The sequence below is a fragment of the Leisingera sp. JC11 genome (assembly GCF_040704725.1).
In the GTDB taxonomy this organism is placed as follows: Bacteria; Pseudomonadota; Alphaproteobacteria; order Rhodobacterales; family Rhodobacteraceae; genus Leisingera.
In genome coordinates this window covers 147,229-170,759 of sequence record NZ_JBFCVS010000002.1, presented here as the reverse complement: position 1 = coordinate 170,759, position 23,531 = coordinate 147,229, and the positions used below count along the sequence as shown (strand labels likewise).

The following is a 23,531-nucleotide window of genomic DNA, read 5'->3' as shown; positions in this document are numbered from 1 at the left end:
CAGGAGGTTCCCATGGCCCAGATCATCCCGTTCTTCTCTTCCGCCGCCCGCCAGTCCCGGGCGGCTGCGCATGCAGCGCTGATCGGCGGTTTCGCCGCGCACCGGCGCACGCAGGACGACGTGTTCTGGCTCAAGGAAAACGCCGAGCTTCTGAACATTCTGGAATGCACCGGGGCGGATGTTGCCGCTGAGGCCCTGGCGCCGCTGCAGGGGTTTTACGAGGGCGCGGCGCGGCATATCAGTTTCTTCCGCCAGTATTACCGATTCATCCTGTCGATCTGCCTGGATCTGGAGGATCTGGGCCTGCCCGGGGGCACCGGGGCGCAGCTGGCCGCATGGATCGAACGGGAGGGGCTGGCGCAGGCGGAGCTGTCGGACCTGCAGCGGGCCGAGGCCCGCCGCCTGCTGGCACGGCGCGGTGCGGTCCTGCGCGACGACGGGCTGGACGACCGGCTGCGCGCCTTCATCTCGCGCCCGCAAACCTTTGCGATCCCGAACAAAAAAGCGGCTTACGAGCTGACGCACATCGTCTTTTACCTGTCGGAATACGGCCGCCGCGACCCGCAGCTGCCGCAGGCGGCGCTGACCAGCCTGGAGTTTGCGGGCCTGGTGGCCTTCCTCGACCAGAACGCTGATCTGCTGGCCGAGATCTGCATCGCGCTGCGCTATGCCGGGCAGCAGCCGCCCGCCGCCTGGGAGAGCTGGCTTGACAGACAGGTTTCCGGGTTTACTCTATCAAAACGGGAATTTTCTGGACTTCACGATTCCTATCACGAGTATTTTGTTGTTAACTGGCTCATGATCCTGTCCGGCCGCAAGGCGTTCCGGCAGGCGGTACCCGCAGGGGGCGTGCATGTGTCGGCGCTGCGGGGAGGAAGTATATTGAAAAGTCTTTCGGAAGCCGTTTTTGAGGCTGGAACAGGCCGGTCCGGCTGGGGCGCGGTCAAAGCGCGGGCCGAGGCCATGCTGAACGAGGAGGAGCACGGGCTGCTTTGCGCGGCTGAGCGCAGCTGCGCCGGGTTTGCCGGCTTCTTTGAAGGATTTGCCCGCGCGGGCAGCGCGGGGGCTGCATGATGGGCTGTTCACGCAACCAGGCCCTGGGCGGGGCGCTGCTGGTGGTGGCCTATACCGGCCTGATCGCCTCAGCTGACGGGATCACCAAACTGCTGGCGGGCCAGTATGCGGCGGCGCAGCTTTATGCGCTGTCGGGCGCCATGGTGGCGGGCTTCTGCCTGCTGGCGGACCGGCTGCCCGCGCAGCGCGGCGGCTTCCGCACCCGGTGCCCGCGGGCGATGGCGCTGCGCTCGGTGGCGACGCTTATCGCCGCGGTTTGTTTCTTTTATGCCTTCCGGCTGCTGCCCTTTGCCGAAGTGTTCGTCTTCATCGGCATGATGCCGCTGCTGGCGGGCGCGATGTCCGGGCTGGTGCTGAAGGAGCCGGTGCGCCCGGCGGCCTGGATCGCCTTGATGGCAGGCTTTGCAGGGGTGCTGTTCCTGCTGCCCCACAACGATGGCGGAGCGCATGCCGCTTGGGGGCATCTGATTGCTTTCGGCGCGGTGGTGTCCGGCACGTTTTCGATGACCATGGCGCGGTTTATCGGCCGTCATGAAAGCAACGCGCTGGCGCAGGTGTTCTATCCGAACCTGACGCTGTGCGGCGCGATGCTTTTGGCGCTGCCCTTTGTCTGGGTGCCGATGCCGCTGGCGGATGCGGGTTGGGCGGCCGCCTATGCGTTCCTCCTGTTCGGGGCGCGCTGGCTCTTGGTGGTGGCGCTGCGGCTCTTGGCCTCCTACGCCGTCACCCCGCTTATGAACCTGCAGTTCATCTGGATGGCGGTCATCGGAGCGGTGTTCTTCGGGGAGTTCCCGCCGGCCTCCACCTATGCGGGCGGCGCCATTGTCATTGCTTCAGGGCTTTTTCTGGTGTGGGACCAGTTTGCCCCGGCTATGCCGAGGCTGCGCAGTGCCGGGCGGCTGCAGACCGATCCGTAACGCCTGAGAAATGGCTGTTGAGCCCCGCAGGGGCGAAGCTCCCGCCCCTTCAGCCGGGGGCGGGCGCGGCCTTGCTTGGGCAAGGCCGGGGAATTCGCAAACGTATTCTCAGATCGAGAACGAGGTGCCGCAGCCGCAGCTGGAGGTGGCGTTGGGGTTCTCGATGGTGAAGCGGGCGCCGATCAGCTCCTCGGTGAAATCGATCACCGCGTTTTCCAGGAACGGCAGGGAGACGCTGTCGACCACCACCTTTTCACCCTGACCCTCGAGCACCAGATCATCCTCCTTGGCCTCATCCAGCGCGATCTCGTACTGGAAGCCGGAGCAGCCGCCGCCTTCCACAGCGACCCGCAGCGCCTGGCCCTGATCCGCGGCGCCGATCTCGGCCAGCCGGGCAAAGGCGCGGTCGGTGACTTTCGGGGGCAGGTGCATCAGGTTTCTCCACGGGCGTAGGTTGCAGCGCAAAGCTTTATATAGAAAGGTGCAATTCAAGCGGCAAGATGTGGAGCCCCAGCTTTGGTCAAAAGATTTGAATTGCACGCACCTTATGCCACGATGCCGGACCGCAGCCGCGGGCGGCAGGTGCCGGAGGAGGAGAGCTCCTTCCGCTCGCCCTATCAGCGCGACCGCGACCGGATCATCCACGCCAGCGCCTTCCGCAGGCTGAAGCACAAGACCCAGGTGTTCGTGGAGCATGAGGGCGACAATTACCGCACCCGGCTGACCCATTCGATCGAGGTCGGGCAGGTGGGCCGCACCATTGCCGGCGCGCTGGGGCTGAACCAGGAGCTGACCGAGGCGGTCGCGCTGGCGCATGACCTGGGCCACACGCCGTTCGGCCACACCGGCGAGGACGCGCTGCATGCGCTGATGGCGCCCTACGGCGGCTTTGACCACAATGCCCAGGCGATCCGCATCGTGACCTGCCTGGAGCGCCACTATGCCGAGTTCGACGGCTTGAACCTCACCTGGGAAACCCTTGAAGCCATTGCCAAACACAATGGCCCGGTGGTTGGGGAACTGCCCTGGGCGCTGGCCGAGTGCAACGCGGCGGTGGACCTGGAGCTGCACACCCACGCCAGCGCCGAGGCGCAGGTGGCGGCGCTGTCGGATGACATCGCGTACAACAATCACGATCTGCATGATGCGCTGCGCGCCGGGCTGTTCACCGACGCGGATCTGGCGCAATTGCCGCTGTTGGACAGGGCCTATGGCGAGGTGGACCGGAAGTATCCCGGGCTGGATGCGAACCGGCGGCGGCACGAGGCGCTGCGGCGGTTCTTTGGCTTCATGGTCGAGGATGTGATCAGCACCGCCCGCAGCCTGCTGGCGGACACCGGCGTGCAGAGCGTCGAGGACGTGCGCGGCCTGGGCCATCCGGTGGTGAAATTCTCTGATCCGCTGTGGCGCGACCTGAAGGACATCCGCGCCTTCCTGTTCACCCGCATGTACCGGGCGCCCTCGGTGATGGAGAAACGCGCCAAGGTCGCCAAGGTGGTTGAGGCGCTGTTTCCCTATTTTCTGGACAACCCGCAGGACATGCCGGAACGCTGGCACGCCGAGATTGCGGCCGCAGCAGACCGCACCGCGCTGGCGCGGATCGTGTCGGATTATATCGCCGGCATGACCGACCGTTTTGCCCTGCAGCTGCATGAGCGGCTGATCGGGGTGAAGGTCGAGGTCTAAAGGCTTCCGGCTGCTGCCGTTTTGCTGTTGTTCTGCCTGCGTGCCTTTCAAAGGGGCGGGATAGGGATGGCGGCGCCGCCACGGGGGCGGAGGATAGGGCCGGAGCGCCAGCGCGCCCCGGGTCCGGTCAAAAGCTTCATCAGTCAGACGTCCCTGCACCTTTTGTGGAGGTGGTCTTTGGGGTCCTGGTCTCCTGTGCGCGCGGGGTGCCAGACCCGCGCCATGTGCTGCAGCGGAAGTGATCGTGGCATAGTCCGGTTAAGGCCGCGCAAGCGGGGCGTGCGCTGCGGCGGGCCTTTGCGCAACGCCCTGTGCGGCTTGTTTCTCTGCAAATGTTCCTGTAATGTTCTCATTTGAATTCATGATAGAGAGGATTGCCGGAATGATTGAGGGAAGCTGCTGCTGCGGAGCGGTGAAGTTTGAACTGCTGGCGCAGCCCGCTTTGATGGGCACCTGCCATTGCTCCCGCTGCCGCAAGGCCGGGGCCAGCACCATTGTCTTTGTGAAAAAGGACGACCTGCGCTGGATTGCGGGCAAGGAGGACGTGGCGCTGTACCAGCCCGCGCCGCCCTACAAATACGGCCGCTGCTTCTGCCGGATCTGCGGCAGCTCGCTGGGGGAGATCCTCTCGGAGGAGGAGAGCTTCCCGATTGCCGCAAATGCGCTGGACGGGGTGCTGGAGGCGGTGAACACCTTCCATGAGTTCGTGGGTGAGAAGCCCGGCTGGTATGAAATTTGCGACGGGGCAAAGCAGTCGCAGGGGCATCCGGCCTGATCCGGGATATTAGTGAGCCGGGGTGCTGTCCGCACCCCGGTTCCCGCGCTGCGCTGCAAATTGGCCGTAAGCCGTGCTATGATCTGGCCCTATGATGCCGCGGGGCATCGGCGGTATCCGCAGGGGGAGGCATTACGAGGGGAAAGCCATGGCACGCTGGACCGTCACATTCACGGACAAGCCGGACATGGACCGGGTGCGCGGCGACAAGAAGCGGCGCGAGGCGCATATCGCCTTTGTGCGGTCGCGGCCCGAGCTGCAGATCGGCGGCGCGCTGGCGATGCGGCCGATGCAGGACTTTCCCGGCGCGATCTGGAACGTGGAGGCCGAGACCCGCCAGGACGTGGAGCGGCTGATCCTGCAGGACCCCTATTACGTGGCCTCCCTGCGCACCTACAAGATCACCGAATGGGGCACCGCCTCAGCCATTCAGGGGATGTTCTCGTGACCGCGGCCGGTGAAGCCCGCAAATCCGCGCCGGCGCTGACCCGCTGGGCGGTGCTGTTCCGCGATGCGCCGGCAATGATGGATATCCGCGCCGACAAGGTCCGGCGCGATGCCCATGTGGCCTATGTCGAGGATCACCCGGAGCTGCGCATCGGCGGCGGGCTGAAGCCGGACACCGATGGCGATTTCTGCGGCGCCTTGTGGATTGTCGAGGCCGAGGACCGCATCGAGGTGGAGCATCTGATCCATGGCGATCCGTTTTACGTGCCCGCCTTCCGCTCATACGAGATCTTCACCTGGGGCAAGATCCTGGAGGACCGCACCGCGGTTTTGTGAGGCCGGCGCCGCGGCAGCGGCGCAATTTTCCTGAGTAAGAATACCGGCCGGATAATCCGGATTTTCCGGCACGGCCCTCTCAAGGCCCCGGGCTGCCCCTGCAATCCTGTTGACCCTTCCTGCAGCCCCCGGTATCCGCAGTTCTGAACAGTTGGGACGCCAGACATGAACCTCTTTACCGATATCCGCACGCTTGTGATTGACAGCCTGACCGCCATGACCGGCGAAGGCGCGCTGCCCGAGGGGCTCGATTTTGCCAATGTGGCGGTGGAGCCGCCGCGCGATGCGGCCCATGGCGACATGGCGACCAATGCGGCGATGGTGCTGGCCAAGCCCGCGAAGATGAAGCCGCGCGATATTGCCGAGGCGCTGGCGGCCAAGCTGGCCGCGGATGAGCGGATCACCTCGGCTGAGGTTGCAGGCCCCGGCTTCCTGAACCTGCGGCTGGCGCCGGGCGTCTGGCAGGGGGTTTTGAAAACGGTCCTGGACGCAGGCACGGATTTCGGCCGCTCGGACTTGGGTGCGGACAAGCGCGTGAACGTGGAATATGTCTCCGCCAACCCGACTGGCCCGCTGCATGTGGGTCATACCCGCGGCGCGGTGTTCGGCGATGCGCTGGCGGCACTGCTGGCCTATGCCGGCTATGACGTCACCCGCGAATACTACATCAACGATGGCGGCGGCCAGGTCGACGTGCTGGCGCGCTCGGTCTACCTGCGCTACCTGGAGGCGCACGGGCAGGAGGTGGCCTTTGCCGACGGCACCTATCCCGGCGACTACCTGGTTCCCGTGGGCCAGGCTCTGAAGGACAAGGTGGGCGATGCCTACGTCGGTAAGGGCGAGGACGTCTGGCTGGCGGAGGTGCGCGAGTTCGCAACCGATGCGATGATGGAACTGATCCGCGAGGATCTGGCCCAGCTCGGCATTAGAATGGACAAGTTCTATTCCGAGAAGTCGCTTTACGGCACCGGCAAGATCGAGGCGGCACTGGCCAGCCTGGAAGCCAAGGGTCTGATCTACCAGGGCGTGCTGGAGCCGCCGAAGGGCAAGAAGCCCGACGACTGGGAGCCGCGCGAGCAGACTTTGTTCAAGTCCACCGACCATGGCGACGACGTTGACCGGGCGGTGAAGAAATCCGATGGCTCCTGGACCTATTTCGCGCCTGATATCGCCTATCACTACGACAAGGTGGAGCGCGGCTTTGACGAGCTGATCGACATCTTTGGCGCTGACCACGGCGGCTATGTCAAGCGGATGAAGGCGGCGGTTTCGGCGCTGTCCGACGGCAAGGTGCCGCTGGACATCAAGCTGTGCCAGCTGGTGAAGCTGTTCAAGGACGGCCAGGAGTTCAAGATGTCCAAGCGGGCAGGGACCTTTGTCACCCTGCGCGATGTGGTGGATTCGGTCGGCCCGGACGTCACCCGCTTCATGCTGCTGACGCGCAAGAACGACCAGGGCTTCGACTTCGACCTCGACAAGGCGCTGGAGCAGTCCAAGGACAACCCGGTGTTCTACGTGCAATACGCCAACGCGCGGATCTGCTCGACCCTGCGCAAGGCGGAGGAACAGGGCATTGCTGCCGATGATGCCGCTCTGAACGCTGCGGACCTGAGCCTGATCGCCGATCCGGCGCAGCTGGCGGTGGCCAAGAAGCTGGCAGAATGGCCGCGCCAGGTGGAAATCGCCGCCCGCACCCATGAGCCGCACCGGGTGGCCTTCTACCTCTACGACCTCGCCTCCGAGCTGCACGGGCTGTATCACCTCGGCAAATCGAACGAAGGTTTACGCTTTGTTAATGAAAGCAGCCAATTGGCAACACATGCAAATTTGGCGCTGGCGCGGGCCGTTTCCGTTGTCATTTCCGCTGGTCTTGGTATTCTTGGCGTGAAACCGGCAGAAGAGATGCGATAGCCAAAGGGGCGCAAGCCCTTGCGGTGAAAATTGCACATCCGCCGGACTGAGGCAGTTCAAGAGACTTGGGGTGCAGCGCCGGATCAGGCGCTGCCGAACCGGGCAGTGAGGCGGACAATGGCGTATTTTGCGCAGGCGGGCCAGGGGCGCGCCTATTCACAGGGCGGTGACCGGCAGCAGCAGGACACCGCAACTGGCGGTCCTTACGGGCAGCAGTACTCCGATCAGAGCTATGCAGGGCAGCCGTACACCGGCCAGCAGTACACCGGCCAGCAGTACACCGGGCCGGGCGCCGAGCCGGACTATGGCTATGAAGACCCGGCCTACGGCTACCAGCCGGAGGGGCAGGGCTATGGCGCTGATGATTACGCCGCCTATGCTGCGGCTCCGGCGGGCCTGCGGGCGCGGTTCTCCAAAAGCTTGAGCATCCTGGGGGCGGTGGCCTCCATCGCGCTGGTCGCGGGCGTCGGCTTCTGGGGCTACAAGCTGGTGATGCGCGACGTCAGCGGCGTGCCGGTGGTGCGTGCCGCCGAGGGGCCGATGCGCGAGCAGCCTGAGAACCCGGGCGGCAGCCAGGCGGATCACCAGGGGCTGGCGGTGAACGCGGTGGCGGCCAGCGGCAGCGCCGAGGCGCCTGCCGACCGGCTGACCCTGGCGCCCTCTGCCATTGAACTCACCGAAGATGACAAGCCGCTGCCGGAACTGGCCGCAGAGGCCGCACCTGTTGCGGAGCTGCCTGCCGCCCCGGCGGAGCCTGATGCCCCGGCGGCCCCTGGCGCGGAAGCGGGCGTCAGCGGGGAGGCGGTGGCCTCCTTCCGGAACGGCGATATCGACGCGCTGGTGGCGGAACTGGCCCGCGAGGCCGAGAACGTCTCGGCCCCGGTGCCCGCCGCTGCGGCAGCGCCTGCGATCGTGCAGCCGGAACCGCTGCAGCCGGCGCTGGCCGCTGCCACTGCGTCTCCGGCGCTGCTGAATGCGCCCGGCGTCAAGATTTCGCTGCGGCCTTCGGCCCGTCCCGCACGGTTCAGCCCGGCTCCGGCCGCAGCCGCACCGGCAGCGCTGGCCGCACCGGTCGATGTGGACCCGGCCACCCTGGCAGCCGGCACCCGCCTTGCGCAGCTGGGCGCCTATGAAAGCCCCGAAGTGGCGCGCGCCGAATGGGACCGCATCAGCGCCCGTTTCCCGGAGTATCTGGAAACCAAGCAGCGGGTGATCCAGCGCGCCGAAAGCGGCGGCCGCACCTTCTACCGCCTGCGGGCAATGGGCTTTGACGGGTTGTCGGACGCGCGCCGGTTCTGTTCGGCACTGGTCGCGGGCAATGCCGATTGCATTCCGGTGACCACCCGGTAACAGTACGGACAGCAGATTAATGTACCGCCCGGCCGCAAGCCCGGGCAGCGCCCGCCCCGCCCCCCACGGGGCGGGCGCAACCCTTTCCGGGACACAGCACTGGGGCATTGCAGAGGGCCATCATGACCTACGGAGCGACCATCCTTGACGCCGGCGGCCTGCGCCTGAGCGCGGATGAAAAGGCGTTTTTCCGCGACGCCGATCCCTTCGGCTTCATCCTGTTTGCCCGCAACATCGAAGACGCGGAGCAGGTGCGTGCCCTGTGCGGCGATTTCCGCGAGGCAGTGGGGCGCGAGTGTCCCATCACCATCGACCAGGAGGGCGGCCGGGTACAGCGGCTGCGGCAGCCGCTGGCGCGCAACTGGCTGCCGCCGCTGGAGCATGTGCAACGGGCCGGCGCGGGCGCCGAACGCGCCATGTACCTGCGCTACCGGCTGATCGCGCATGAGCTGCACACCCTGGGCATCGACAGCAACTGCGCCCCGATTGCCGATGTGGCCTGCGCGGACACCCATGAATTCCTGAAGAACCGCTGCTATGGCGAGGACACCCAGGCGGTGGCCGCCATCGGCCGCGCCGTGGCGCAGGGGCATCTGGACGGCGGCGTGCTGCCGGTGCTGAAGCACATCCCCGGCCATGGCCGCGCCACTGCCGACAGCCATCTGGACTTGCCGCATGTGACCAGCCGGCCCGAGCTGCTGGAACAGACTGATTTCGCGGCCTTCAAGGCGCTCAACGACTTGCCGCTGGGGATGACTGCGCATCTGGTCTATGACGCTTATGACAACCGGCCCGCCACCACCTCGCCGGTGATGATGCAGCTGATCCGCGAGCAAATCGGCTTTGACGGGCTGGTGATGACCGACGACATCTCGATGAAGGCGCTGCAGGGACCGCTGACGGACATCACTCGGGACTCGCTGGCGGCGGGCTGCGACGTGGTCCTGCTGTGCAACGCGCCGCTGGCAGACCGCATTGCGGTGGCGGAGGCTGCCGGTGCCATGACAGCGGCGGCACAGACCCGCGCAGAGGCCGCATTGGCGGCCCGGCGCCCGCCTGCAGACCTTGACATTCAGGCTGCCGAAGACGAACTTGCCGCCCTCATGGGCGGGCAGGTGTATGGCTGAGCAGTCACTTTTTTCAGAAGCGGACACAAGCGTAGAGGAGCGGCTGGCGGCCGAGGCCCTGATCGTCGATGTGGACGGGTTCGAAGGCCCGCTCGACCTGCTGCTGACGCTGTCGCGCACCCAGAAGGTGGACCTGCGCAAGATCTCTGTGCTGGAGCTGGCAAAACAGTACCTGGCCTTTGTCGAGAAGGCCAAGGAACTGCGGATCGAGCTGGCCGCCGACTACCTGGTGATGGCGGCCTGGCTGGCGTTCCTGAAATCCCGCCTGCTGCTGCCCCCTGACCCGGAGGAAGAAGGGCCGTCGGGCGAGGAGCTGGCCGCCCACTTGGCGTTCCAGCTGGAGCGCCTGCAGGCGATGCGCGACGCCGCTGCGCGGCTGATGGGGCGCGACCGGCTGGGCCGTGACTTCTTTGCCCGCGGCGAGGAAGAGAGTGTCGCCCGGATCAAGACCGTCACCTATACCGCCAACCTGCTGGATCTGATGCAGGCCTATGCCCGCATCCGCACCAAGGAGGATTTCCGCCCCTTCGTGATGGACCGGGATTCGGTTTTCACCATGGAGGAGGCGCTGGACCGGATGCGCCACCTGCTGGGCTTTACCGGCGACTGGACCGACCTGATCAGCTATCTGCCGGACGGCTGGCACAGCGATCCGGTGAAGCGGCGGTCGGCCACCGCGGCGACCTTTGCCGCCTCGCTGCAGCTGGTCAAGGAGGGCAAGGCCGAGCTGCGCCAGAGCGAAACATTTGCGCCGATCCAGCTGCGCAGCCTGAACGAGGATAGCTGATGGAAGACCAGATCATGGACGGCCACGGCCAGGGCGCCCCGGTGCGCGACGACAATGACACGCTGTTCGATGCGCCGCCGATGGCGGAGCAGGAGCGGATGGTGGAAGCGGTGCTGTTTGCCAGTGCCGAGCCGGTGACCCTGCGCGACCTTGAGGGCCGGATGCCGCATGGCTGCAACCCGCGCGAGGCGCTGGAGCATTTGCGCAAACGCTATGAGGGGCGCGGCGTGCGGGTGGTGCGGCTGGGCGATGCCTGGGCAATCCGCACCGCGCCGGACCTCGGCTTCCTGATGCAGAAGGAAACCACCGAGCTGCGCAAGCTGAGCCGCGCCGCCATCGAAACCCTGGCCATCGTGGCCTATCACCAGCCGGTGACCCGGGCGGAGATCGAGGAAATCCGCGGCGTGTCGGTCTCGCGAGGCACCATCGACCAGCTGATGGAGATGGACTGGATCCGCCTGGGCCGCCGCCGGATGACGCCGGGCCGCCCGGTGACCTTCGTGGTGACGCCGGTGTTCCTGGACCACTTCGGCCTGGAAAGCGCCCGCGATCTGCCGGGCCTGAAGGAGCTGCGCGCCGCGGGCCTGTTGGAGAACCGGCCGCCGCCGGGCAGCCTGCCGCTGGGCCAGGGCGGCGACGAGGACGACGAGGCCGAAGAACAGGCGGAACTGTTCGAGGAGTGACGCCTCCGCGGCTCAGCACGCCCGGAAATTGCCGCATTACGCTGCTACGGTGGCAGGCAAGCGAAGGCAGAGGACTGAGGCCATGAATGCGAACTGGATCTTCCGCATGGTGCTGCGCCGCCTGATCGGGCGCGCCGTCAATGCCGGGCTGCGCCGCGCCGCCGGACGCGGGGCGCAGCGTTTGGGCAAGCAACAGGGACCGGCACCTGGAATGGGGGCAGGTCCCAGCCCGCAGCGCAAGCTGCGCAACGCGACCTCGCGCATTCCCAAGGTCAAACCGGGGCGCTGGTAGGCAGCGCACCGGACCGGCGCCTGAGGCCAAGCGCCTCTGCCGCGCCGCTGAGCGCCAAGAGCGCCGACAGCGCCAGGCAGCCCGCCAGCCCCCAGGCGGCATACAGCAGCCCGCCGCCGAAGGGCGCCGCAAACACGCAGAGATAGGTGACGGTGCTGTACAGCCCCATGATGGCGCCGCGCTGCGACGGGTCCAGCGCGGTGAGCCGCGCCACCAGCAGGTTGAGGGCGAGATGCTGGAACACACCCCACACCAGGGCAGCTCCCAGCAGCAGCAGGTACTCCGGTGCCACGGCCGCCATCAGCAGGTAGCTGGCGGTGACGGCCAGCAGCACCGGGGCGGTGGCGCGCGCCAGCCCCAGCCGGTCCAGCAGCGGATCCAGCAGCACGGCGAGCCCGAAGCCGATACCGTAGAACAGCGGCAGCAGGCCCGCCTGGGTGGTGCTGTGCCCCAATTCCTGCGTGATATGGGCGCCGGTGAAGAAATAGCTGCCGTAGAAGCCCAGCATCAGCAGGGCGGTTGCCAGGAGGCCGCGGAAGATCCCCGGCACCCGCAGCGCCGTCAGCGGCGAGGTGGCCTGGCCGCTGGGGCTGCCCGCGGCGCGCAGGGAGGCGGAGGCGGCCCACAAGAGCAGCGCCACGCCCGAAAGCGTGCCGTAGACCGAGCGCCAGCCCGCGAGATCAGTGGCCCAGGCGCTGACGCTGACGCCTAGCACCATCGACACGGTCCAGCCCGCCAGCACATAGCCCAGTACCTGTGCTTCGCGCCCCTTGGGGGCAATCACCATCGCCAGCGTGTAAATCGAGGGCAGGGCGGCCCCCGCCGCCAGCCCGCAGAGGGCTTGCGCCGCCATCAGCGTCCAGACATCCGGCGCCGCTGCGCTGGCGCCCAGCCCGGCCCCCAGCAGCAGCAGCGCCGCGCGCAGCAGACGCCCGGCGCCGAGCCGGTCCCCCAGCGGCGCCAGCAGCAGCGCCGCGGCGGCCACCCCCAGCCCATAGGCGCTGGCGGCCCGCATCACCTCTGCCGTGGTGGCATTCAGGCTCTGGCTGACCGCCGTCACCACCGGCGACAGCAGCAGGGAGTTTGCGCCAATCACGCCAATGGCGCTCATCAGGATCAGAATCGGGGTTCGCATGGGTTTACCTTGAAGAATGTTCAGGTATCTTTGCTATGTGCTGAATGAAGTTCTGTGAAGGGCGGGCGGATATGGTCAGGGAAAAAACAGATGAGGTTCGGAGGAACGGCGGGGCTGCCCGTGTTCTGGACGCGTTGGACCGAAAAATATTAGGCGCGCTGAGCGTCGATGCGACGCTGTCTTATGCGGCTATCGGGCAGGTGGCCGGGCTGTCTGCTCCGGCGGTGCATGAGCGGGTGAAGCGCTTGCGGGCCTCCGGCGCGATCCGGGCGACGGTGGCGCAGCTGGACGGGCCTGCGGTGGGCAAGCCGATGCTGGCCTTCATCCATGTCGACACGGTGGGCTGGGGCAAGACGGCAGAGCTTTTGTCGCTGGAGGCCTGGCCGGAGGTGGAGGAGATCCACACCGCCACCGGCGACACCTGTCTGATCCTCAAGGTGCGGGTGGCTTCACCGCATGCGCTGGAGGGGCTCCTGGCCCGCATCTACGACGTCGAAGGGGTGCGCGGCACCCGCACCTATATGACGCTGTCCACCCATCTGGAACGGACCGTGCAGGCCGGTGTCAGCGATGAGCTGGAAGAAGAGCTGTACATCAAGCGCTGAGGCGGCGCCGGAAGGGTTACTCCGGCGTTTTGAAATGCTTCGACAGCTTCAGCCCCTGGCCCTGGTAGTTGGAAGCAATGCCGGCGCCATAAAGCTGTTCCGGCACCTCTGCCATCTTCTCATAGACCAGGCGGCCCACCACCTGGCCGTGCTCCAGCACAAAGGGCGCCTCGTGGCAGCGCACCTCCAGCACCCCGCGCGAGCCGGTGCCGCCGGCCGCGTCATGGCCGAAGCCGGGGTCGAAGAAGCCCGCGTAATGCACCCGGAATTCGCCGACCATCGCAAGATAGGGGGCCATTTCAGCCGCATAGGCAGGCGGGATATGCACCGCTTCGCGGCTGACCAGAATGTAAAACGCGCCGGGGTCCAGGATGATGCGGCCGTCCTTGGTGCGCACTTCCTCCCAGTATTCCTGCGGGTCGTATTCGCCGATCCGGTCCAGGTCGATGACGCCGGTGTGCGGCTTGGCGTGGTAGCCGACCAGATCGGTGCCCGGCAGCTTGAGGTCGACGGAAAAGCCCAGGCCGTCCTCGATCACCGCCTCGCCATCAACAAGCGGGGAGCCGGCGTGCAGCATCTTGAGTTCCGCATCCGACAGCACCGCCTGGCCGGTGCGGAAGCGGATCTGGTTCAGCCGCATGCCGGGGCGCACCAGCACCGAGAAGGAGCGCGGGCAGATTTCGGCGTAGAGCGGGCCGGTGTAGCCGGGCTTGATGCGGTCGAATTCCTCGCCGCCGTCGGTGATGGTGCGGGTCAAAAGGTCGAGCCGTCCGGTGGAGCTTTTGGCGTTGGCGACGGCCGAGACATCCTCCGGCAGCGCCAGGCCTTCCATCAGCGGCACCACATAGACGCAGCCCTTTTCCAGCACCGCGCCATTGCTCAGGTCGATGCGGTGCATCTCGAATTCAGTCAGGCGGTCGGAGACGCTGCGGCCCTGGCCGGCCAGAAATGACGCCCGCACCCGGTAGGCGACATGGCCCAGCCGCAGATCGAGGCTGGCGGGCTGCACCTGGCCCTCCACCAGCGGCGTGCTGACGGTGATCTCCCCGCGCTCCAGCATCATTTCAATGGTCTGGCTGGGCAATACGCCTGTCATGTCCTGTCCCCCTCCGCGCCGGCTTTGCGGCGATGCTGGCCCAAACGGCTCCTGTGCGCAATCGCCAAAGCCTTGCGCAGGATACGAAAACGCCCGGGTGCATGAACACCCGGGCGTTTTTCATATGGTCGGGCTAGCAGGACTCGAACCTGCGACCTTCCGTCCCCCAGACGGACGCGCTACCAGGCTGCGCCATAGCCCGTTGCAAAGCCTTCTAACCGTTTTCGCAGCAGGAGCAAGAGGGGGCGGCAAGATTTTTTGCGGACCTCTGTAAAAATCCTGCCGGCTGAGCCCCTTGCCTGCGCCCGCTGATCAGCAAGCCGTTTTCCGGCGCGGAAAACAGACCGGAAATCAAGAGATTTGCGGGCCGGACTGCGTTCCGGATTCCGGACTTCTGGCGTCAGGGCCGGTTCCCGGCCAGCGCCCGCAGTTCGTCGGCGCAGGCGGCAATTCCCGCCAGCGACTGCGGCGGCAGGCTGCGGGTTTCAGCCAGAAGCGCCAGGATGCCGGGCTGCGGCGGGGCAGGGGCAGCTGGCGGCTCTTCCGCGGGTTCCTCTGCCGTTTCCTCCAGCAGGTCTTCCGGACCGGCTGCTGCTTCCGCCATGGCATCCGGCTGCAGGTCCGGCTCTGCCTCCGGCAGGGCGTCCTCTTCTTCGTCCTCGTCATCGCCGCCGTTGAAACCGCTGGCAAATTCCAGCGCGTCGACCTGGCGGGCGGCCTGATCGAGGTCATGCGGCGGAAAGGCCGCGGCGGTGTCAGGGGGCGTGTCCGGTTCGGATGCAATATCCTGGGCGGGTTCTTCAGCGGAAAAGGTGAAGTCCAGCGGCTCCTCGGGCTGCATCCCTGCGGCGGCAATCAGCGTGTCTTCTGCAGGGTCCGCGTCTGCCAGCGGTACGGGGTCCGGTTCGGCCGGGGCGGCGTCCGCCGTCAGCGGCTCCAGATCCTCTGCCGGGACTTCCGGCGCAGCAGAGCTGGCTTCCTCCGGGAATTCCGCAATTGCGGCAGCAGGCTCCTCTGCAGGGCCGGCTGCGGGCTCTGGTTCCGGTTCCGGCAGATGCTCCTGGCCGGTCAGCGGGGCAATTTCCTGCAGCGGGGCGGGCGGTGTCTCAAGGGCCGGGTCCGCTGCCGGTTCCGGAGCGGTTTCCTGTGCGTCCCCTGCGTCCTCTGTCGGCTGCAGCGCCTCCGGCAGGGGCGCCGCTGCGGCGGCAGGGGCCGGTTCCTCTGAGGCAGCGGCTTCCGGCTCCGGTTCGGGCAGATGCTCCTGGCCGGTCAGCGGGGCAATTTCCTGCAGCGGCGCGGGCGGTGTTTCCGGGGCTGGCTCTGCTGCCGGCTCCGAACCGGTTTCCAGGGAAACCCCTGCATCCTCAGCCGGTTGCAGCATGGCCGAGGGGGCATCCTCAGCGGCGGCGGGTTCATCAGCCAAAGCCGGCTGCGGCGCATCCGCTTCCGGCGCAGCCTCCGGCATCTGTGCGGCATCCGGCTCCTCCTCCGCCTGCGGTGCGGTGGGCTGGAGGTCTGCAGCAGGGGGTGCGCCGATGGCGGGGGCATCGGCCAAAGGATCCTGCGGCGCTTCGGCAGCAGGACCGGCGGGCTGTTCAGGTGCCGTTCCGCTTTCCTGCGGAAGGGCCGCCCCGGCAGAGTCCGCTGCCTGATCCAAGGGAGCGGTTCCGGCAGGCGCTTCTGCGGCGGGTTGCGGGTCCTGCCCGGCGCCGTGTGCCGGCTGGTCTGCCTCCGGCAAGCCCTCGGAAGGTGCCGCCTCCTGAGGGTCTGCCTCTTGGGTTTGTACAGGAATATCGTCTGAATCTGCGGGAGCCTCGGAAGCAGCCGGGGCATCCTGCAGGTTGCCCGTCTCTGCTGCAGGGGCCGCGGGCGGCTGTGACCAGGTGCCGGCCGGTTCCTCTGCAGCGGCGTCTGCGCCGCCTTCCGCCGCGGGGGGCGCAAGATCCATCTGCATTTGCGGGGCGGCGGCGGCTTCGGGCCGCGGCGCGGCAGAGGCAGGGGCACTGGTTGTCGCCGGGGCTGCGGAGGCGGGCGGGGCAGCGTCTGCACCGGCTGCCTGCGGGAAGCCAACAACATTGCTGTCTTCGGGAGGGGCTTCGGACGGGGCCTCTGCGCTCAGCTCCAGCGACTGCTGCCAGTCCTCGCCCAGCTTATCCGCAGGCGGCGCTTCGGCGGCGGGCTCCTCCTCGCCCTCCAGCGGGTGCGACAGGCTGGCGATATGGGCCACGCCCTTCTCGCGCAACAGCGCCTGCACTTCCTTGATCGGCAGGCCGTCGTCGTGCAGCAGTTTCCTGATCCCGCCCAGCAGCTGCATGTCCGCAGGCCGGTAATAGCGCCGCCCGCCGGCGCGCTTGACAGGTTTGACCTGGGTGAATTTGCTCTCCCAGAAGCGCAGAACATGCGCCTGCACGTCCAGCCATTCCGCAACTTCGCTGATGGTGCGGAAGGCGTCCGGTGATTTCGACATGGCCTATTGGTCCCGTTACTTACGGTTGCCGTCTGCCACGCGGTCTTTCATCAGGTGGGAGGGCCGGAAGGTCAGCACGCGGCGCGGCTGGATCGGCACTTCTTCGCCCGTTTTCGGGTTGCGCCCGACCCGGGCCGACTTGTCCCTTACGCTGAAGGTGCCGAACGAGGAAATCTTAACCTGTTCACCGCGCACCAGGGCATCCGACATATGCTGCAGCATGCTTTCCACCAGCTGTGCGCTTTCGTTGCGCGACAGGCCGACTTCCCGGAAAACTGCTTCACTCAAATCCATTCTTGTCAGTGTTTTTTCGCCCATACCAATCCCCGTTGTTTGCCAAAGCATAGGGCGGAGGGAATTTCCCTGTCAATATCAATGAATTGCACCGGGGTATTCGGGCGGAAATTAGAGCTGCGCGGTTACCAGCGCAGCACAACTGCTCCCCAGGCCAGGCCGCCGCCGATGGCCTCGGTCACGATCAGATCGCCTTCGTTGATCTGGCCGCGTTCCTTGCCGACCGACAGGGCCAGCGGAATGGAGGCGGCGGAGGTGTTGCCGTGATCCTGCACGGTAACCACCACATTGTCCATGCTGAGGCCCATTTTCTTGGCCGTTCCTTGGATGATGCGGATATTGGCCTGATGCGGCACGATCCAGTCGACATCCGCGGCCGAGAGGCCGGCGCGGTCCAGTGCGGTATTGGCGGTGGAGGCGAGTTTTTCGACCGCGTGGCGGAACACCTGGTTGCCCTGCATCCGCAGGTGGCCGGTGGACTGGGTGGACACACCGCCGTCGACGTAGAGCAGGTCCTTGTAGCGGCCGTCGGAGTTGAGGTCGGTCGCCAGGATGCCGCGGTCCTTGTTGGTGCCGGGCTGTTCCTGCGCTTCCAGCAGCAGCGCGCCGGCGCCGTCGCCGAACAGCACGCAGGTGGAGCGGTCGGTCCAGTCCATGATCCGGCTGAAGGTTTCCGCCCCGATCACCATCACGCGGTCTGCCTGGCCAGAAGCGATCAGCGCGCTGGCGTTTGACAGCGCATAGACAAAACCCGCGCAGACCGCCTGGACGTCAAAGGCAAAGCCTTTGGTCATGCCCAGTTTGGACTGCACCATGGTGGCCGCAGAGGGGAAGGTGAGATCCGGAGTGGAGGTTGCCACCACGATGGCGTCGATATCAGCCGCCGTCAGGCCTGCATCCGCCAAAGCGCGTTCAGCAGCCTTGGCAGCCATATCCGATGTGGTCTCTCCCTCGGCGGCGAAGTGGCGGCGTTCGATGCCGGAGCGGCTGCGGATCCATTCGTCCGTTGTGTCCAGCGTGGCTTCGAATTCCGCGTTTTCCACCACCCGCTCGGGGAGATAGTGTCCTGTGCCAGCAACTACCGCGCGTCGCGTCATTCGTCTGCCTGCCTATATTAGTCTTTTTCGGTGGCCGTCCGCATGCTGCGGACCGCAGTATTATCTTGGGTATGCACGCCTGCAGATGCAACCCGTGCCGCCAGCTTTTCGGCGAAACCGTGCTGTGCCAGCCGGAAAGCCAGCTTGACCGCGGCCGAGACGCCCATGGCATCGGCGCCGCCGTGGGATTTCACCACGGTGCCGTTGAGGCCCAGGAACACGCCGCCGTTGACCCGGCGCGGGTCCATCCGCTTGGACAGCCGCTTGAGCGAGGTCATCGCCAGGACCGCGGCAATCTTCGACAGGAAGGAGTACTGGAACGCCTCGCGCAGGGCCGCGCGCATCACCCGCGCGGTGCCTTCGCCGGTCTTGATCGCCACATTGCCGGTGAACCCGTCGGTGACGATCACATCCACGGCGTCGCCGGGAATATCGCTGCCTTCGACAAAGCCGACAAATTCGTAATTCGCCTGCTCCGCCTGGTCCGCGATCAGCCCGTAGGCCTCCTTCAGTTCGGCGCGGCCCTTGTGCTCTTCGGTGCCGACATTCAGCAGTCCCACGCGGGGGCGGGCGATGTCCATCGAGTTGCGCACATAGGAGGTGCCCATCAGTGCGAACTGCAAGAGATCCTCGGCATCCGCCTTCACGTCGGCGCCGACATCCAGCATCACGTTGAAGCCTTGCGGGTTCAGCGACGGCCACAGGATCGCAATGGCAGGGCGGTTGACGCCCGGCAGCTTGCGCAGCCGCAGCATCGACAGCGCCATCAGCGCGCCGGTGTTGCCGCAGGACACCGCGCCGTCGGCCTCGCCGTTCTTGACCGCGTCCAGCGCCGACCACATCGAAGTGCCCTTGCCGTTGCGCATCACCTGGGAGGGTTTGTCCTCCATGGTGACCACATCGCGGACATCGCGGATCTCGACGCGGCCCTTCAGCGCGCGTTTCTTGGCAACCAGGGGTGTCAGCTGTTCGGCAGGCCCGTGCAGGATGAACCCGATGTCCGGGTTCTTCTGTGCGGACATGGCAATGCCGGCCACCACAACTGCGGGGCCGGCGTCTCCGCCCATGGCGTCAACAGAAATAGTGATGCGGCCGGCTTTTGCCTGATTTTGATCGGGTTTACCCGTCATGCGAAAGCCTGCCTGGCATCAGGATCCTGTCCGTGGCTTACGCCGCGTCCTCGTCGATCTCGATCTCGTCAGCCGCTGCGACGATTTCCTTGTCGTCGTAATGGCCGCAGGAGGGGCATACGTGGTGCGGGCGCTTCAGCTCGCCGCAGTTGCCGCATTCGTTCGGGTTCGCAGCAACCAGTGCATCGTGCGCGCGGCGGTTGTTGCGGCGCGATTTGGATACTTTGTTCTGTTGGACGGCCATGTCTCAACCTTTGTCTGTTTGGGCCTTGGGGCCATCCCCGCGGCGCGATTGCATTCTGTTCGATCAGTCTGACGTGCGTTTAGGCGTCTGCCCAAGCATTGTCCAACCAAAAATTCCGATGAGCGCGCGAAAATACTGCGAATCTCCGCTGGCGCAAGCTGTTTTTTAAGTCAGGCAGGGCGGCGGCGCCAGAGGCGATTTTCTGCGCCGCAAAAATTCTGCCTTCAGTCCTCATCTTTCAGCTGGCCGCGCAGGGCAGCGAGGCCGGCAAAGGGCTTGGTGTCCTCGTCGCGCATCGGCTGCACGCCGTCTTCGGCATAGACTGCCTCGCCCAGTTCGGCGCCGTCCTTGCGCGGGTAGGCGGGGATGTGCAGCGCCAGCGCCTCGGCCATCACCGCGGCCGGGTCGATGTGGCTGCCCAGCGGCTCGATGCTGTCGTCCTCCGGCATTTCGATCTCAGCGCCTTCCGGGGTTTCGAACCGGGACAGATAGGTGATCTCCACCGGCTCCTCGATCCGGGTGGTCACCGGCTCCAGCGTCACCACGCAGTCCTGCACCACGGTGGCGCCCAGGCGGCCGGTCAGTTTCCAGTCTTTCTTGCCCATGGCCCTGATCTCGCCGGTGAAGCGCAGTTTGCGCAGGGCATTCACCCCCATTTCCGTTGCCAGCGCCGCCAGGGCGTCCTTGTCCGGGGTGATTTCAAAGGCGGTCGGGGCGTTTTGCGGCAGGTCCGCCACCCGCAAAGCGGTGCTGTCAGACATTTTCGGGGACTTTCGTTTCTTGAACCGGAGGCGGTCATTAGGTAATCGGGTTGAAAGACGTATTCAAGCCGCCCCTGATGGCGGCAGGCTGGGGGGCAGTCATGGTTGCAAAGGCATTTCACTTCAAGGCCGTTCTGCGCGGCGCGGTATTTGCGGCGGCAGGGCTGGCGCTGGCGGCCTGCACCGCGGTCTACCGCAAGCACGGCTATGTGCCGTCGCCGCATCAGCTGGCCGAAGTGGTGCCGGGCATCGACACAAGGGATTCGGTGGCGGAAACCATCGGCATTCCGTCCTCGACTGGCGTGCTGGACGACAGCGGCTATTACTATGTCGCCACCCGCTTCCGCCACTACGGGGCCAAGGCGCCCGAGCCGGTGGCGCGCGATCTGGTGGCGATCAGCTTCGACACTTCGGGCGTGGTGCAGGCGATCGAGCGCTACAGCCTGGAAGACGGCAAGGTGGTGCCGCTGGAGCGCCGCGTGACCAGCTCCGGGGTGCAGGACAACACCTTCCTGCGCCAGCTGCTGGGCAACCTGGGCAATTTCGCCCCCGGCCAGCTGCTGAACGACGAATAAGACGGCTTCACGGGTTTGCCGCATCGCCTATGCTAGGGGCAGGGCTTTATGGGCTTAGCCGGAAAGCTGGAGGCCGATGTGGCGGAACCTGAGATTTTGCTGAGCAGGGGGCGCTACCGCGCCCGGCTGGCCGCCGGGGAAGCGGATGTGGCGGCGGCGCAATCCCTGCGGACGCTGTGCTTCCGGACCGGCGGCATGGACAGCGATCCCTATGACAGCCTGTGTTCCCATGTCCTGGTGGAGGAGAAAGCCGGCGGCACGCTGGTTTGCTGCTTCCGGCTGCTGCTGCTGGAAAGCGGCGGTCAGCTGGCGCAGAGCTATGCGGCGCAATTCTATGACCTGTCGCCGCTGCGGGCGTTCGAGGGACGGATGGCGGAGCTGGGCCGCTTCTGCATCCGCCCGGAATGTCAGGACCCCGACATCCTGCGCATCGCCTGGGGCGCAATGACGGGGCTGGTCGATGGTCAGGGGGTGCAGATGCTGTTTGGCTGCTCCTCCTTTGCAGGCATATCTGCCGCGCCATACCAGGATGTCTTTGCGCTGTTGCGGCAGCGGCACCTGGCACCGGTAGAGTGGCGGCCGGGTGTGAAGGCGCCTGAGGTGGTCCGCTATGCCGCGGCGCTGCCGCAGGAGCCGGACGCGAAGAAGGCGCTGCAGGGGATGCCGCCCTTGTTGCGGACGTACCTGGCGATGGGCGGCTGGGTCAGCGATCACGCGGTGGTGGACCGGCAGATGAACACGCTGCATGTGTTCACCGGGCTGGAGACCGGCGCGATCCCGGAGGCCCGCAAACGGCTGCTGCGGGCGGTGGCCGGCGGGGCTTGAGTATTTCGGGAAAGATGAATGCGGAGCGTTGACGCGATTTTGCCGCCGGGGTAGCTGGCTGGCATGGCACGAATTCCTCTTTTGCAGATGTCCGGCATTTCCCTCACCTTCGGGGGCGATCCGGTTTTTTCGAATCTCGATCTGGTGGTTCAGCCGGGCGACCGGGTGGCGCTGGTGGGCCGCAACGGGTCGGGAAAATCCACCCTGATGAAGGTGATGGCGGGGATTGTTGAGGCCGACCAGGGCGACATCGTGGTGCCGCCGGGCAAATCCGTCGGCTATATGGAGCAGGACCCTAAGATGGAGGGGTTCGCGACGCTGGGCGATTTTGCCGCCAGCGAGCTGGACCCCGGCGAGATGTACAAGGTGGAACGCGCGGGCGAGGGGCTGAAGTTCGACCCTGCGCGTCCCGTTGAGACCGCATCGGGCGGCGAACGCCGCCGCGCCGCGCTGGCCAAGCTGATGGCCGAGGCGCCGGACCTGATGCTGCTGGACGAACCCACCAACCATCTGGATATCGAAGCGATCACCTGGCTGGAGAACGAGCTGAAGGCGACCCGCGCGGCGTTTGTGCTGATCTCCCACGACCGGGCGTTCCTGCGGGCGCTGACCCGCGCCACCCTGTGGGTAGACCGCGGCGAGGTGCGCCGTCAGGAAAAGGGGTTTGAGCATTTCGAGGCCTGGCGCGACAAGGTCTGGGAAGACGAGGACATGCAGCGCCACAAGCTGAACCGGCTTATCAAGTCGGAAAGCCGCTGGGCGGTGGAAGGCATCTCTGCCCGCCGCAAGCGCAACATGGGCCGGGTGCGGGCGCTGCAGGATCTGAAGGCGGAACGCTCTGCCCAGATCAAGCGCCAGGGCGCCGCCGAGATGGCGCTGGAGGCAGGCCCCAAGTCGGGCCGCAAGGTGATCGAAGCCGAGGGGCTGAGCAAGGCGTTTGGCGGCAAGCAGATCGTCAAGGACTTCTCGCTGAAGGTGCAGCGCGGCGACCGGGTGGCCTTTGTCGGACCCAACGGGGCGGGCAAGACCACGCTCTTGAAGATGCTCTTGGGCATGGAAGAGCCGGATGTCGGCAAGGTGCAGCTGGGCACCAATCTGGAGATCGCCCTGTTCGACCAGACCCGTGACCAGCTGGACGGCGATTCGACCCTGTGGGAGAACCTGACCGCCGACCCCTTGCTGGGGATTTCCGGCAAGGCGGACCAGGTTATGGTGCGCGGCCAGCCGAAACATGTGGTGGGATATCTCAAGGAATTCCTGTTCGACGAACGCCAGGCACGGGCACCGGTGCGGTCGCTCTCGGGCGGCGAGAAAGCGCGGCTGCTGCTGGCGCGGCTGATGGCGCGGTCCTCGAATCTGCTGGTCTTGGACGAACCGACCAACGACCTGGACGTCGAGACGCTGGACCTGCTGCAGGAGCTGCTGGACAATTACGACGGCACCGTGCTGCTGGTGAGCCACGACCGGGATTTCCTGGACCGGGTGGCGACCACCACCATTGCAATGGAAGGCGACGGCAAGGCCACCGCCTATGCCGGCGGCTGGAGCGACTACATCGCGCAGCGCGGGCCGCTGGAGGCGGCGGAACGGCCTGAGAAAGTGAAGCCTGCGAAGCCCAAGCCGAAGCAGGAGAGCCAGCCCAAGGACGGCCTGAGCTTCAAGGAAAAGCACCGGCTGGAGGCGCTGCCGGGTGAGATCGAGCGGCTGGAGGCGGAGATCGGCAAGCTGCAGGAGCTGATGGCGGATCCGGAGCTGTTCACCCGAGAGCCTGTCAAGTTCAAGAAGGCCACAGAGGCGCTGGTGGAGCGGCAGGAAAAGCTGGCGGCCGCCGAGGAAGAATGGCTGCTGCTGGAGGAAAAGGCCGAAGGCTGAAGCGGCTCTTTTCAATCAGGACAGAGAGGCTGATCAAATGTTTCG

The 23,531-nt window shown here is 66.2% G+C and carries 25 protein-coding genes and 1 tRNA gene; 16 read left to right on the top strand and 10 right to left on the bottom strand.

What is annotated here, in order from left to right; all coding sequences use genetic code 11:
* Positions 1 to 12: 12 nt before the first annotated feature.
* Positions 13 to 1,074: a hypothetical protein gene (locus AB1A62_RS02650; RefSeq protein ID WP_366659724.1), complete on the top strand. Its 1,062-nt coding sequence runs from the start codon at positions 13 to 15 to the stop codon at positions 1,072 to 1,074.
* A complete protein-coding gene (locus AB1A62_RS02645; protein WP_366660002.1) occupies positions 1,074 to 1,991 on the top strand; it encodes a DMT family transporter in 918 nt (305 codons plus the stop codon). Before AB1A62_RS02650 ends, AB1A62_RS02645 begins: the two co-directional genes overlap by 1 nt.
* A 108-nt stretch (positions 1,992 to 2,099) precedes the next feature.
* On the opposite strand, the gene AB1A62_RS02640 is transcribed toward AB1A62_RS02645, so the two are convergent.
* Positions 2,100 to 2,423, bottom strand: coding sequence for an iron-sulfur cluster assembly accessory protein (locus AB1A62_RS02640; RefSeq protein WP_366659722.1), 324 nt, complete (start codon positions 2,421 to 2,423; stop codon positions 2,100 to 2,102).
* A gap of 102 nt (positions 2,424 to 2,525) precedes the next feature.
* Between AB1A62_RS02640 and AB1A62_RS02635 the strand changes: the two genes are divergently transcribed.
* From AB1A62_RS02635 to AB1A62_RS02590, 10 genes are all read left to right on the top strand, one after another.
* The gene (locus AB1A62_RS02635) at positions 2,526 to 3,677 is read left to right on the top strand and encodes a deoxyguanosinetriphosphate triphosphohydrolase (protein WP_366660000.1); all 1,152 of its coding nucleotides are present in this window, start codon (positions 2,526 to 2,528) and stop codon (positions 3,675 to 3,677) included.
* 382 nt (positions 3,678 to 4,059) lie between these two features.
* Positions 4,060 to 4,452 carry a GFA family protein gene (locus AB1A62_RS02630; protein ID WP_366659721.1) on the top strand — a complete coding sequence of 131 codons (393 nt, stop codon included), beginning with the start codon at positions 4,060 to 4,062 and terminating at the stop codon, positions 4,450 to 4,452.
* 148 nt (positions 4,453 to 4,600) lie between these two features.
* Positions 4,601 to 4,900: a hypothetical protein gene (locus tag AB1A62_RS02625; protein ID WP_366659719.1), complete on the top strand. Its 300-nt coding sequence runs from the start codon at positions 4,601 to 4,603 to the stop codon at positions 4,898 to 4,900.
* Positions 4,897 to 5,235 (top strand): YciI family protein, encoded by a 339-nt coding sequence (locus AB1A62_RS02620; protein WP_366659718.1) that lies wholly within the window; start codon positions 4,897 to 4,899, stop codon positions 5,233 to 5,235. Before AB1A62_RS02625 ends, AB1A62_RS02620 begins: the two co-directional genes overlap by 4 nt.
* 165 nt (positions 5,236 to 5,400) lie before the next feature.
* Complete coding sequence (gene argS, locus AB1A62_RS02615) at positions 5,401 to 7,146, top strand: arginine--tRNA ligase (RefSeq protein WP_366659717.1); 1,746 nt, start codon at positions 5,401 to 5,403, stop codon at positions 7,144 to 7,146.
* Between the two features lie 117 nt (positions 7,147 to 7,263).
* Positions 7,264 to 8,496 (top strand): SPOR domain-containing protein, encoded by a 1,233-nt coding sequence (locus AB1A62_RS02610; protein ID WP_366659716.1) that lies wholly within the window; start codon positions 7,264 to 7,266, stop codon positions 8,494 to 8,496.
* Positions 8,497 to 8,618: 122 nt separating this feature from the next.
* Positions 8,619 to 9,623: a beta-N-acetylhexosaminidase gene (gene nagZ, locus AB1A62_RS02605; protein WP_366659713.1), complete on the top strand. Its 1,005-nt coding sequence runs from the start codon at positions 8,619 to 8,621 to the stop codon at positions 9,621 to 9,623.
* The gene (locus AB1A62_RS02600; RefSeq protein ID WP_366659712.1) at positions 9,616 to 10,410 is read left to right on the top strand and encodes a ScpA family protein; all 795 of its coding nucleotides are present in this window, start codon (positions 9,616 to 9,618) and stop codon (positions 10,408 to 10,410) included. The genes nagZ and AB1A62_RS02600 overlap by 8 nt, the downstream gene beginning before the upstream one ends.
* Positions 10,410 to 11,093 carry an SMC-Scp complex subunit ScpB gene (scpB, locus tag AB1A62_RS02595; protein WP_366659710.1) on the top strand — a complete coding sequence of 228 codons (684 nt, stop codon included), beginning with the start codon at positions 10,410 to 10,412 and terminating at the stop codon, positions 11,091 to 11,093. Before AB1A62_RS02600 ends, scpB begins: the two co-directional genes overlap by 1 nt.
* Before the next feature lie 82 nt (positions 11,094 to 11,175).
* Positions 11,176 to 11,385: a hypothetical protein gene (locus AB1A62_RS02590; protein ID WP_366659708.1), complete on the top strand. Its 210-nt coding sequence runs from the start codon at positions 11,176 to 11,178 to the stop codon at positions 11,383 to 11,385.
* On the opposite strand, the gene AB1A62_RS02585 is transcribed toward AB1A62_RS02590, so the two are convergent.
* Positions 11,366 to 12,520 carry an MFS transporter gene (locus tag AB1A62_RS02585; protein ID WP_366659706.1) on the bottom strand — a complete coding sequence of 385 codons (1,155 nt, stop codon included), beginning with the start codon at positions 12,518 to 12,520 and terminating at the stop codon, positions 11,366 to 11,368. The two genes, AB1A62_RS02590 and AB1A62_RS02585, sit on opposite strands and share 20 nt — an antisense overlap.
* Positions 12,521 to 12,564: 44 nt before the next feature.
* On the opposite strand from AB1A62_RS02585, the gene AB1A62_RS02580 reads away from it, so the two are divergent.
* Entirely contained in the window at positions 12,565 to 13,125 is a 561-nt protein-coding gene (locus tag AB1A62_RS02580; protein WP_366659704.1) for an Lrp/AsnC family transcriptional regulator, read from the top strand.
* Positions 13,126 to 13,141: 16 nt separating this feature from the next.
* On the opposite strand, the gene AB1A62_RS02575 is transcribed toward AB1A62_RS02580, so the two are convergent.
* The 8 genes from AB1A62_RS02575 to AB1A62_RS02540 all read right to left on the bottom strand — a co-directional run bounded on the left by AB1A62_RS02575 (position 13,142) and on the right by AB1A62_RS02540 (position 20,214).
* A complete protein-coding gene (locus AB1A62_RS02575; RefSeq protein WP_366659703.1) occupies positions 13,142 to 14,221 on the bottom strand; it encodes a 2'-deoxycytidine 5'-triphosphate deaminase in 1,080 nt (359 codons plus the stop codon).
* Positions 14,222 to 14,346: 125 nt separating this feature from the next.
* A tRNA-Pro gene (locus AB1A62_RS02570) sits at positions 14,347 to 14,423 on the bottom strand.
* Between the two features lie 198 nt (positions 14,424 to 14,621).
* The gene (locus AB1A62_RS02565; RefSeq protein ID WP_366659701.1) at positions 14,622 to 16,688 is read right to left on the bottom strand and encodes a MerR family transcriptional regulator; all 2,067 of its coding nucleotides are present in this window, start codon (positions 16,686 to 16,688) and stop codon (positions 14,622 to 14,624) included.
* A gap of 15 nt (positions 16,689 to 16,703) precedes the next feature.
* On the bottom strand, positions 16,704 to 17,006 hold the full coding sequence (gene ihfA, locus AB1A62_RS02560) for an integration host factor subunit alpha (protein WP_008207184.1): 303 nt from the start codon (positions 17,004 to 17,006) through the stop codon (positions 16,704 to 16,706).
* Positions 17,007 to 17,107: 101 nt separating this feature from the next.
* Positions 17,108 to 18,079: a beta-ketoacyl-ACP synthase III gene (locus tag AB1A62_RS02555; protein WP_366659699.1), complete on the bottom strand. Its 972-nt coding sequence runs from the start codon at positions 18,077 to 18,079 to the stop codon at positions 17,108 to 17,110.
* A gap of 17 nt (positions 18,080 to 18,096) precedes the next feature.
* On the bottom strand, positions 18,097 to 19,209 hold the full coding sequence (gene plsX, locus AB1A62_RS02550; protein ID WP_366659697.1) for a phosphate acyltransferase PlsX: 1,113 nt from the start codon (positions 19,207 to 19,209) through the stop codon (positions 18,097 to 18,099).
* A gap of 37 nt (positions 19,210 to 19,246) precedes the next feature.
* Positions 19,247 to 19,453: a 50S ribosomal protein L32 gene (gene rpmF / locus AB1A62_RS02545; protein WP_008558107.1), complete on the bottom strand. Its 207-nt coding sequence runs from the start codon at positions 19,451 to 19,453 to the stop codon at positions 19,247 to 19,249.
* 224 nt (positions 19,454 to 19,677) lie between these two features.
* Positions 19,678 to 20,214 (bottom strand): DUF177 domain-containing protein, encoded by a 537-nt coding sequence (locus AB1A62_RS02540; RefSeq protein ID WP_366659696.1) that lies wholly within the window; start codon positions 20,212 to 20,214, stop codon positions 19,678 to 19,680.
* Positions 20,215 to 20,315: 101 nt separating this feature from the next.
* Between AB1A62_RS02540 and bamE the strand changes: the two genes are divergently transcribed.
* The 3 genes from bamE (at position 20,316) to AB1A62_RS02525 (ending at position 23,486) form a co-directional block, all read left to right on the top strand.
* Positions 20,316 to 20,789: an outer membrane protein assembly factor BamE gene (gene bamE / locus AB1A62_RS02535; RefSeq protein ID WP_366659695.1), complete on the top strand. Its 474-nt coding sequence runs from the start codon at positions 20,316 to 20,318 to the stop codon at positions 20,787 to 20,789.
* A gap of 48 nt (positions 20,790 to 20,837) precedes the next feature.
* Entirely contained in the window at positions 20,838 to 21,614 is a 777-nt protein-coding gene (locus tag AB1A62_RS02530) for a GNAT family N-acyltransferase (RefSeq protein WP_366659693.1), read from the top strand.
* Between the two features lie 63 nt (positions 21,615 to 21,677).
* Positions 21,678 to 23,486 (top strand): ATP-binding cassette domain-containing protein, encoded by a 1,809-nt coding sequence (locus AB1A62_RS02525; protein ID WP_366659692.1) that lies wholly within the window; start codon positions 21,678 to 21,680, stop codon positions 23,484 to 23,486.
* Positions 23,487 to 23,531: the final 45 nt, after the last annotated feature.

Excerpts from the sequence above, each read along its gene's own strand:
- nagZ (WP_366659713.1), top strand. The coding sequence starts at position 8,619 with ATGACCTACGGAGCGACCATCCTTGACGCCGGCGGCCTGCGCCTGAGC.
- plsX (WP_366659697.1), bottom strand. The coding sequence starts at position 19,209 with ATGACGGGTAAACCCGATCAAAATCAGGCAAAAGCCGGCCGCATCACT.
- AB1A62_RS02530 (WP_366659693.1), top strand. The coding sequence starts at position 20,838 with ATGGGCTTAGCCGGAAAGCTGGAGGCCGATGTGGCGGAACCTGAGATT.
- bamE (WP_366659695.1), top strand. The coding sequence starts at position 20,316 with ATGGTTGCAAAGGCATTTCACTTCAAGGCCGTTCTGCGCGGCGCGGTA.
- AB1A62_RS02645 (WP_366660002.1), top strand. The coding sequence starts at position 1,074 with ATGGGCTGTTCACGCAACCAGGCCCTGGGCGGGGCGCTGCTGGTGGTG.
- AB1A62_RS02585 (WP_366659706.1), bottom strand. The coding sequence starts at position 12,520 with ATGCGAACCCCGATTCTGATCCTGATGAGCGCCATTGGCGTGATTGGC.
- AB1A62_RS02650 (WP_366659724.1), top strand. The coding sequence starts at position 13 with ATGGCCCAGATCATCCCGTTCTTCTCTTCCGCCGCCCGCCAGTCCCGG.
- AB1A62_RS02610 (WP_366659716.1), top strand. The coding sequence starts at position 7,264 with ATGGCGTATTTTGCGCAGGCGGGCCAGGGGCGCGCCTATTCACAGGGC.
- AB1A62_RS02625 (WP_366659719.1), top strand. The coding sequence starts at position 4,601 with ATGGCACGCTGGACCGTCACATTCACGGACAAGCCGGACATGGACCGG.
- AB1A62_RS02580 (WP_366659704.1), top strand. The coding sequence starts at position 12,565 with ATGAAGTTCTGTGAAGGGCGGGCGGATATGGTCAGGGAAAAAACAGAT.
- argS (WP_366659717.1), top strand. The coding sequence starts at position 5,401 with ATGAACCTCTTTACCGATATCCGCACGCTTGTGATTGACAGCCTGACC.
- AB1A62_RS02575 (WP_366659703.1), bottom strand. The coding sequence starts at position 14,221 with ATGACAGGCGTATTGCCCAGCCAGACCATTGAAATGATGCTGGAGCGC.
- AB1A62_RS02540 (WP_366659696.1), bottom strand. The coding sequence starts at position 20,214 with ATGTCTGACAGCACCGCTTTGCGGGTGGCGGACCTGCCGCAAAACGCC.
- ihfA (WP_008207184.1), bottom strand. The coding sequence starts at position 17,006 with ATGGGCGAAAAAACACTGACAAGAATGGATTTGAGTGAAGCAGTTTTC.
- AB1A62_RS02640 (WP_366659722.1), bottom strand. The coding sequence starts at position 2,423 with ATGCACCTGCCCCCGAAAGTCACCGACCGCGCCTTTGCCCGGCTGGCC.
- AB1A62_RS02565 (WP_366659701.1), bottom strand. The coding sequence starts at position 16,688 with ATGTCGAAATCACCGGACGCCTTCCGCACCATCAGCGAAGTTGCGGAA.
- AB1A62_RS02555 (WP_366659699.1), bottom strand. The coding sequence starts at position 18,079 with ATGACGCGACGCGCGGTAGTTGCTGGCACAGGACACTATCTCCCCGAG.
- AB1A62_RS02600 (WP_366659712.1), top strand. The coding sequence starts at position 9,616 with ATGGCTGAGCAGTCACTTTTTTCAGAAGCGGACACAAGCGTAGAGGAG.
- AB1A62_RS02525 (WP_366659692.1), top strand. The coding sequence starts at position 21,678 with ATGGCACGAATTCCTCTTTTGCAGATGTCCGGCATTTCCCTCACCTTC.
- rpmF (WP_008558107.1), bottom strand. The coding sequence starts at position 19,453 with ATGGCCGTCCAACAGAACAAAGTATCCAAATCGCGCCGCAACAACCGC.
- scpB (WP_366659710.1), top strand. The coding sequence starts at position 10,410 with ATGGAAGACCAGATCATGGACGGCCACGGCCAGGGCGCCCCGGTGCGC.
- AB1A62_RS02630 (WP_366659721.1), top strand. The coding sequence starts at position 4,060 with ATGATTGAGGGAAGCTGCTGCTGCGGAGCGGTGAAGTTTGAACTGCTG.
- AB1A62_RS02590 (WP_366659708.1), top strand. The coding sequence starts at position 11,176 with ATGAATGCGAACTGGATCTTCCGCATGGTGCTGCGCCGCCTGATCGGG.